The sequence below is a fragment of the Burkholderiales bacterium genome, from assembly GCA_013695435.1.
GTDB lineage: Bacteria > Pseudomonadota > Gammaproteobacteria > Burkholderiales > JACMKV01 > JACMKV01.
On record JACDAM010000194.1, the window covers coordinates 1 to 2,544 of the forward strand.

Consider the following 2,544-nt stretch of genomic DNA (forward strand, 5'->3'; position numbering starts at 1 on the left):
CTGCTGGCCTTATCGAAGAACTCAGACAGCCCAGGCGCCTGAATCCCGAGGCCGGCAGAATCGAGACCCTGACAGCACGTGAACGCAAGGTTATCGAAGCATTAGTCAGTAACGAAAGCGGCACCCCCAGCAAGGAGATCGCCACACAGCTAAACCTGAGCGAATCGACCTTGCGCAATCATTTAACCTCAATCTACTGCAAACTCGACGTTTCCAATCGCCTGGGCCTGGTTCTTTACGCAACCAAGCATGGTCTTGGTCGCGTTTCGAATCCCGCGGAATAGTTCGTCGCGCGTCACGCGCATCTTCGTCCCCTCTCCAAAAAAAAGGGTTCTGCTACCAAAGACCCTTCGAACTGGGTAGGAGGTTTGTCCCATTCAGTTCGGGAGGTTTCTCCCATGCGCGAGCCCCCCGTCCGAGTTACTTTACGGATTGCGAGAAACCACGGTCTTGACAAGATTTTGCGCCTCGTCCCAGCCGCTCTCCCCCGGCGTTGGAGGCGACGTATAAGAGCAGCCTCCAGGCCGGTTGCTCTCGCCGTAATCACTCTGACGTAATCTTGACGTAGTTTGGTCGGATCGTTCGGAAAGAACAGTACGACATTGCTATACCGCATTGCAGGTAAATCGAACGATTCAGTAATCTTTTCCCGGCGCGGTGGGTGCAATAAGAAAGAGGCGCGGCGGTGCGCCAAGGGGGTCTTGACGTGAGTATTTTCCATACTATCGGGCAATTTTCAGCCGAAATAGGCCCTATCGCGACCTCGGTGGTCTGTTCGGCGCTTGTTGTACCGTTGATGATTCGGGCGCGGAACGGGGAACAGCGGCAAGGGTCCGCCAACCCGCAGAATATCCATGTCGAGCCCACGTCCCGCCTGGGTGGAGCGGCGGTGTTTCTTGCCTATGTCGCGGCCGTAGCGGTGTCGCTGAAGCTTGGCCACATGCCGCTCACCTCTGCGCTTCCATTGCTGTTGTCGGCTTTGCCTGTGTTGTTGGCAGGACTGTGGGAGGACATCGGCCAACGCGTGTCCCCGGAGCGTCGACTCCTCGCTTCCATCGCATCTGCCGCGCTCGCCAGCGCGCTTGCACAAAGCGTTATTACGCGTCTTGACCTGCCTTACGTGGATGCGTGGCTCGTATATCTGCCCTTTGCCGTGCCGCTTACCTGGTTCATGGTGGCTGGAGCGTGCAACGCAATCAATATCATAGACGGCACCCACGGGCTGGCAGGTGGAACCGCGTTGATGATGTTCATGGGTATCGCTTTGATCGCGGGAGATTCCGGCGACACGTTGGTTCTGGCGCAGGCGTTGGGAATGGTCGGCGCACTTACGGGTTTCCTGTTATGGAACTATCCCGGAGGCAAGGTCTTCCTAGGCGACGCAGGGGCTTATTTCATCGGCTTCATGTATGCGCAGCTTTCCATCCAGCTCATTACTCGTAACGCGGAGATTTCAGCGTGGTTCGTTATCGCCCTTGCGGCTTACCCTATCGTCGAAACCTTGTTTTCGATGTACCGCCGCAAAATCGGTCGCCGTACTCCATCCATGCAGCCCGACGCACTCCATCTGCACTCGCTGCTCTATCTTCGCTTTGTCCGGTTCGGCGAACGTCACCGCCCTGGAGATCGCAGGCTTCATTGCGCCCCAACTCTCGGCTCCGGCAGAAAGGAGCGGCGGCAGCCTTTGCGCCGTGCCAACGCGCGAGTCGCGCCGAGGTTGTGGTTGCACGTGGCGTTCTGTCTCGCTACCGCGCTGGCTTTCAGTGACAACACGCCGGCACTGATTGCTTCAATCATAATCTACGCAATTTACTACGTGCTCTGTTACCGAAAGGCCGAGCGGATCTGCGCAGATACGGTAGCCCGACTGACACCCTCTCCCGGGAACACCTAGCATGGGAGATGAATTCGATCGTTCTGCAAGGGTGAGTACCTGAAATGCGATGCTGCGTGAAGTAATTTTTTAAGGAGAGGAAAGAGTGAATTCGGGTGACAGCAAGGCCGCCGGGCATTTCGGGGAAGAAACATGCATATAAGCGAAAAAGAATTGCAAGTGTTGCCGGTCAGGGCAAGCTTTCTTCCGTTCGCCTTGCCTTCGATAGGAGAGGAAGAGATAGCCGAGGTCGTCGATTCGCTTCGTTCCGGCTGGATCACAACCGGCCCCAAGGTGAAGCGATTCGAGGAAGAGTTTGCGCGGTACATCGGATGTCGCCATGCGATTGCCGTGAACTCCTGCACGGCTGCGCTGCATATCGCGCTGACTGCTCTGGAGATCGGGCCCGGCGATGAGGTGATTGTGCCGACGATGACATTTTGTTCGAGCGCCAACGTCGTGGTACATGCCGGGGCCCGACCAGTGCTCGTCGATATTGGTGAAGACTCGAACGTGCGCCCAGATACCATCGAGCGCGCGATCACCCCGAAGACCAAGGCCATTATATTGGTACATTACAGCGGTCAAGCATGTGATTTGACCGGCATTTACGATGTAGCGAGACGTCATCGCCTGGCTGTGATCGAGGACGCAGCGCATGCCGTAGGCAC

3 protein-coding genes are annotated in these 2,544 nt (G+C 56.8%); all 3 read left to right on the forward strand.

The window, feature by feature from the left end:
* Nucleotides 1-284: response regulator transcription factor (locus H0V78_09895; protein MBA2352070.1), on the forward strand; the 284-nt coding region annotated here is incomplete at its 5' end.
* A gap of 422 nt (nt 285-706) precedes the next feature.
* A complete protein-coding gene (locus tag H0V78_09900; protein ID MBA2352071.1) occupies nt 707-1,894 on the forward strand; it encodes a glycosyl transferase in 1,188 nt (395 codons plus the stop codon).
* A gap of 132 nt (nt 1,895-2,026) precedes the next feature.
* Nucleotides 2,027-2,544 (forward strand): aminotransferase class I/II-fold pyridoxal phosphate-dependent enzyme (locus tag H0V78_09905; GenBank protein ID MBA2352072.1); only part of this gene is annotated, 518 nt, incomplete at its 3' end.